This is a genomic window from Nonomuraea sp. NPDC052116, assembly GCF_040680035.1.
GTDB lineage: Bacteria > Actinomycetota > Actinomycetes > Streptosporangiales > Streptosporangiaceae > Nonomuraea > Nonomuraea angiospora_A.
On record NZ_JBFAWA010000035.1, the window covers coordinates 1 to 5,337 of the forward strand.

At 70.3% G+C, this 5,337-nt stretch carries 3 protein-coding genes and 1 pseudogene; 2 read left to right on the plus strand and 2 right to left on the minus strand.

Going from position 1 to position 5,337, the window contains the following annotated elements:
* Positions 1-151 precede the first annotated feature (151 nt).
* Positions 152-2,215, plus strand: coding sequence for an alpha/beta hydrolase-fold protein (locus tag AB0L65_RS47050; protein WP_364260339.1), 2,064 nt, complete (start codon positions 152-154; stop codon positions 2,213-2,215).
* On the opposite strand, the gene AB0L65_RS47055 is transcribed toward AB0L65_RS47050, so the two are convergent.
* Both AB0L65_RS47055 and AB0L65_RS47060 read right to left on the minus strand, forming a co-directional pair.
* Entirely contained in the window at positions 2,187-3,665 is a 1,479-nt protein-coding gene (locus AB0L65_RS47055) for an Nramp family divalent metal transporter (RefSeq protein WP_364260342.1), read from the minus strand. The two genes, AB0L65_RS47050 and AB0L65_RS47055, sit on opposite strands and share 29 nt — an antisense overlap.
* Positions 3,666-3,789: 124 nt before the next feature.
* Positions 3,790-4,611: a nuclear transport factor 2 family protein gene (locus AB0L65_RS47060; protein ID WP_364260345.1), complete on the minus strand. Its 822-nt coding sequence runs from the start codon at positions 4,609-4,611 to the stop codon at positions 3,790-3,792.
* A gap of 261 nt (positions 4,612-4,872) precedes the next feature.
* On the opposite strand from AB0L65_RS47060, the pseudogene AB0L65_RS47065 reads away from it, so the two are divergent.
* A pseudogene (locus AB0L65_RS47065) lies at positions 4,873-5,337 on the plus strand (hypothetical protein); the annotation flags it as partial.

Here is a 5,337-nt window from a genome sequence, read left to right on the forward strand (position 1 = left end):
ATCCCGGTGCTGGTCATGGCCATGGACTTTCTCTGCATGCCACCCGCCCGGCGCGCCCGGCCGGTGGGCGGTTGACACGGCCACACCTTCACCACGAAACTCTCCCGAAACACCGCAAGGTGCGTACTGTAAACGTTTACGGGAGCGGTTGATGCGCAAACCCCGCTGGCTCGCCGTGCTCGCCGTCCTGGCGTCACTGACCTTCCTGGCCGCTCCGGGCGAGACGGAGGTACGGGCGGGCGGCACGCTGGCCACCGGCTCCGCCCCGTCGCGGGCACTGGGCGAGAACATCGCCTTCAACGTCTACCTGCCCAGCGGCTACGACCGCGGCACCGACCGCCACCCCGTGCTCTACCTGCTCCACGGCCGGGGCGACAGCATGCAGGCGTGGACCCGGGTCAAGACCCTGCTCGACGACATGATCCGTACCAGGCGCATCCCGCCCGTCATCGCCGTCATGCCGGACGCCCCCTGGAGCGAGCGCGGCAGCTGGTACGCCGACTCCCGCTACACCGGCGCCGACCTGCCGGGAAAGCCGGTCGAGACGGCTCTGACCAGGGACCTGGTGGCGTACGTGGACGCGACGTACCGTACGGCGCCCATCAGGGAGGCCCGCCTGGTCGGCGGGTACTCGATGGGCGGCGCGGGCGCGCTGCGGTTCGCGCTCGCGCACCAGGACCTGTTCAGCGCCGCCGCCGTGCTCAGCCCGGCCGTCTACACGCCGCTGCCGCCGTCCGACTCCTCCGCCCGCGACTACGGGGCGTTCGGCAAGGACGGCGAGAAGTTCTCCGACGAGGTCTACCGGGAGCTCAACTACCCGGCCCTGCTGCCGAAACTGGATCCCGACCTGCCGGTGCGGCTGTTCGTGGCGGTCGGCGACGACGAGTACGCCAATCCGGACCTCGCCGACGCCCGCCACGACCTGGACTTCGAGTCCGCCGCCCTCTACAACGCCGCCCGGCGCTCGCCCGCGCTCTCCGCGCAGCTGCGCGTCATGGACGGCGGCCACGACTGGACGGTGTGGGAGCCCGCCTTCGAGCAGGCCATGGCCGAGCTCGGCCCGGGCCTCAGCGTCACGCCGCCGACCGGCCTGCCCGCCCCGCTGTACGGAACGGCCGGCTCCGACTGGGCCGGGGGAGTGGCGGCCCACGCGGACGGCTCCCTGACCATCGGGTACGCGGCCGGCGGGAACGCGGTCCTCACCCGCGTCGGCGGCTGGACCAAACAGCTCGGCACCGCGGCCGACGAGCGGCTGTACGGCGTGGCGGCCCTGCCGGACGGCGGCGTGCTGGCGGCCGGCTACACCAAGGGCGACCTGGACGGGCGGCACGCGGGCAACACCACGGACGACGCGTTCGTGGTCAGTCTCGACGCCGGCGGGGCCGTCCGCTGGATCACGCAGTTCGGCGTGGCGGGCGTGGCCGACCGCCTCTACGGACTGGCCGCCGCGCCCGACGGCGGCGCGTACGTCGTGGGCTACACCAAGGGCGCGCTGGACGGCGCCAACGCCGGCGACAAGGACGCCATCCTCGCCCGCCTCGCTCCGGGCGGCGAGGTGTCCTGGATCCGCCAGTACGGCGGCGCGGGCGAGGACAAGGCCTACGGCGTCGCCGCGGACGCCTCGAACGTCTATGTCACCGGCGGCGCCGGTGCCGCCCTACCGGGCACGACCACGCCCGGCGGCTGGCTGGCCGCGTTCACGACGGACGGCACCAGGAAGTGGGCCGCCACGGCGGGCTCCAGCGCGAGCGACCGGCTGAACGCGGTGGCCGTCGCCACGACGGGCCTGGCCGTGGCCACGGGCGGCGTCGGCGGGGACGCGTACACCGCCGCCTACACCAGCCAGGGCAAGCAGCGCTGGCAGCACACCCTCGCCACCCCTCTTGCCGAGGCCGGCGCCGCCGTGATCCCGCTCGCGGGCGGCGAGGTCGAGGTCGCCGGCTACACCCGGGGCCGGGTGAGCGTACAGGCGGGCGGCGCCGACGTCCTGACGCTGCGCCTGGACGCCAAGGGCCGCCAGCGCGCCGCGGCCCAGCTCGGCACCGCCAGGGACGACGGCGTGGACGCCTTCGCCGAGCCCAACCTGTACGCGACCGCCACCCCGTCGGGCGAGGTGGCGATCACGGGCCTGACCTACGGCGTCCCGAAGGGCGGCGACGCGCCGGGCAACGGCGACGTCTTCCTCGTCAGAACGTCACCAGCGGATCCCCGATGAAGTCGGCGATGAAGTTGACGAAGAAGAAGCCGAAGAACAGGAAGTTGAGCACGAGGATGACGTAGTGCCACGGGCGCGGGCGGGCCGGGCGCGGCAGCTTGCTGTTCAGGTACATGAGCAGGAACGGGTAGATCAGCGCGCCCAGGTTCGACATGTTGGCCGACCACTCCACCAGGCCGACCGGCAGCGACTGGAAGATGACGATCGAGATGAGAACCAGCAGCAGGATCATGAACGGGTAGTAGAACCGGCGCGGGTCCCCCGCGATCAGGGCGCGCAGGCGCGGGCTGGTGGCGTTCGCCGCGTCGGTCGTCACCCGTACCATCGCCTCGAAGATGCCGAGCTGGGTGGAGAAGAGGATCAGCACGCCGATCACGAGCGCGGCGTAGAAGCTCACCCGCCCGTACTGGTCGCCGAGCGCGCTGGCCACGAACGTCGGCACGTTCGCCCGGGTGGGCTTCTCCCCGGCCATCGTGACGGCCTGCGCCATGAGGATCGTGGGTAACAGCATGCCGAGGATGGCTCCGACGAAGAACACGCCCCACATGTCGGTCAGCAGCAGCCGGTACCACCTGCGCCACAGCCCCCGGTTGAGCTCGTCGTCGGGGAACGTCACGCCGCTGGCCAGGATCTCGCGCCGCTCGCCGCGCAGGCCGGAGATGTAGCCGACGCGGTAGCCCATGCCGTAGCCCTTGTCGCGGTAGTGGCCCATGACGTACCAGTTCAGGCCCGAGGCCAGCGCGGTGAACCCGGCCAGGGCGCCGAGCTGCGTCGCCGTGATCCCGGCGGGCGGGGCGGCCGGGGTGAGGAAGCCGCGGATGCCCTCCCACCACTGGCTGAACGGCACCACGAGCAGGTCGACGGCCAGGAGAGCGAGGAGGATGGCGCCGACCATCAGCCAGTTCGCCAGCTCGAGCGCGCGGCTGACGCGCTTGGCCCCGGCGGTGATCAGGAACACCAGCACCAGCAGGCCGATGGCCCACCAGCGTGGCTCGAGGTCGTCGGCCGCCGGTGGGACGCCGTGGACCAGCGCGTACACGCCCTGACCCGCCGACGCGGCCCATCCGCCCGCGATGAACGCGAAGATCACGATGAGCACGGACAGCGGCACCCAGAGCGGCCACCCCGGCGGCACCCGCCCCCAGCCGACCACCGGCGTCTCACCGGTGGCGAGGACATACCTCGAGCACTCGACGTTGTAGAACGTCTGCAGCAGCGCCGACACGACGATGACCCAGCCGACGCCGACGAATCCGTACTGGCCCACGTTCAGGGGGCCTAGCAACCATTCACCGCTGCCGATGGAGATGCCGAGCGCGATCAGGCTCGGGCCTATGGCGTACTTGAACAGTTCCTTGGTGCCGATCTTGGAGGCCTTGAAGACCTCTTCCGGCGTGGGCAGGTCGGTGACTTCGAGATCGGGTCGGCTTACTCCGAGTGGGTGCGACATGTCACTGCCTCCTGCCGCCAGGGTGATCCTCGACTTGGTCGTCTACAAGACCCAAATGCATACAGAATGCGGAATGCCGAGCAACGGGGCCTTCGGGGTCGTGGGGCTATCGGTCGCTGTGCGGTTAGGCGTACTGCAGATCGGCCCGGACGATGCGTCCACCGGAGACCGTGAAGTCGTAGTGCGCCCGCCAACCGGCGGATCCCGCGGGGGCCCAGTGGACCAGGAGCTTCTGCCCGTTCGACCGCCGCTCGGCGATGGAGACCACCTTCAGGGTGCCGCCGATCACCTCGACCCGCGCCCACTCGCGGATGGCGTCGTGCCCGCGGATGGAACGGGTGACGTCGATGATCACGCCGTCCGAGGCGAAGGCGGTGACCAGGGCGTCCAGGTCACGAGCGTTCACGGCGTCCACGTAGGCCCGCACCTCCCGCGCCACCCCCGCATGCCCGCCAGCGCTCGGCAACGCGCCCCGATCGGTGGAAGGGCCCCCGGCGCCGGTGTTGGGGTCACCCTCCGAGCCGCTCGCGGGGTCGCTCGCAGGGCAGGAAGCGAGGCTCGGCGATATGGACGCCTCAGCGCCGGGGCTCCTGCCGAGGTGGGCGGCGGCGCCGGTCGCAGGGCCCGTGGCGAGGGCCGCGGCGGGGGTGCGCGTGGGCCTGGTGGTCAGGGCGGCGGTGGGGGCGCCCACAGGTCTGGTGGTGACGGCGGCGGGGGCGCTCGTCGGGCGGGTGGTGGGGTTCGGCGATGCGAACTCCTCGGCGGCGGGGCCCTGCGATGCGGATCGGACGGAGGCGGGGCTGGTGGCGAGGTCGGCCGTGAGGCAGGGGCTGGGAGCGGCGGCGGGGGTGGTGGCGAGGGTGGTCGCGCAGGCGCTTGCCAGTAGTGCGCAGGCGGCGAGTGACGTCGCCATCGTCCACCGCCCGCGCCGAAGTCGCGTCGTCATGGTGGCGATGATGTGGTGCCCGAGCCCCGCAGGTCCAAGACCTGGGGCCATAACCAAAAGCTATCGCCTTTGGGAACGATCTTCCCAAGATCGACATCACCGCTCAACTGGCCGCATGTGTCGTCAGCTGAGGACATACCCGAGCGATCTTGGTTGAGGACGTCGACAAAGTGACGAGAGGTTGCGGGCGTGCCGTTACGCCGCGTTACGGCCTTAACTACTTAGAGTGACAAAGTCACCACGTGATAACGGGGGGAGATCATGAAAGGTAACTTCATAGCAGCCGGAGCCGGTGGTGCGTTGATCGTCGCTGCCGCGCTTGTCGGGCTGGCCGGCCCGGCCAGTGCCGCCCAGGGCGACCTTTGCGTGTCCGATGCCTGGAGCACGCTGAGGATCGACAAGACCGGCGTGTACGCCGGTCGTCGCAATGCAGACGCCTGTGACAAGCACGACGGTTCGTTCCGTAAGCAAAAGGACGACGAGAAGCAGCACGACTTCGACCGGGACGAGAAGGACTTCGACCGGGAGAAGTTCGACCAGGACGAGAAGGACTTCGATCACGAGAAGTTCGATCGGGACGAGAAGGACTTCGATCACGAGAAGTTCGATCGGGACGAGAAGGACTTCGATCACGAGAAGTTCGATCGGGACGAGAAGTTCGATCGGGACGAGAAGTTCGATCGGGACGAGAAGTTCGATCGGGACGAGAAGTTCGATCGGGACGAG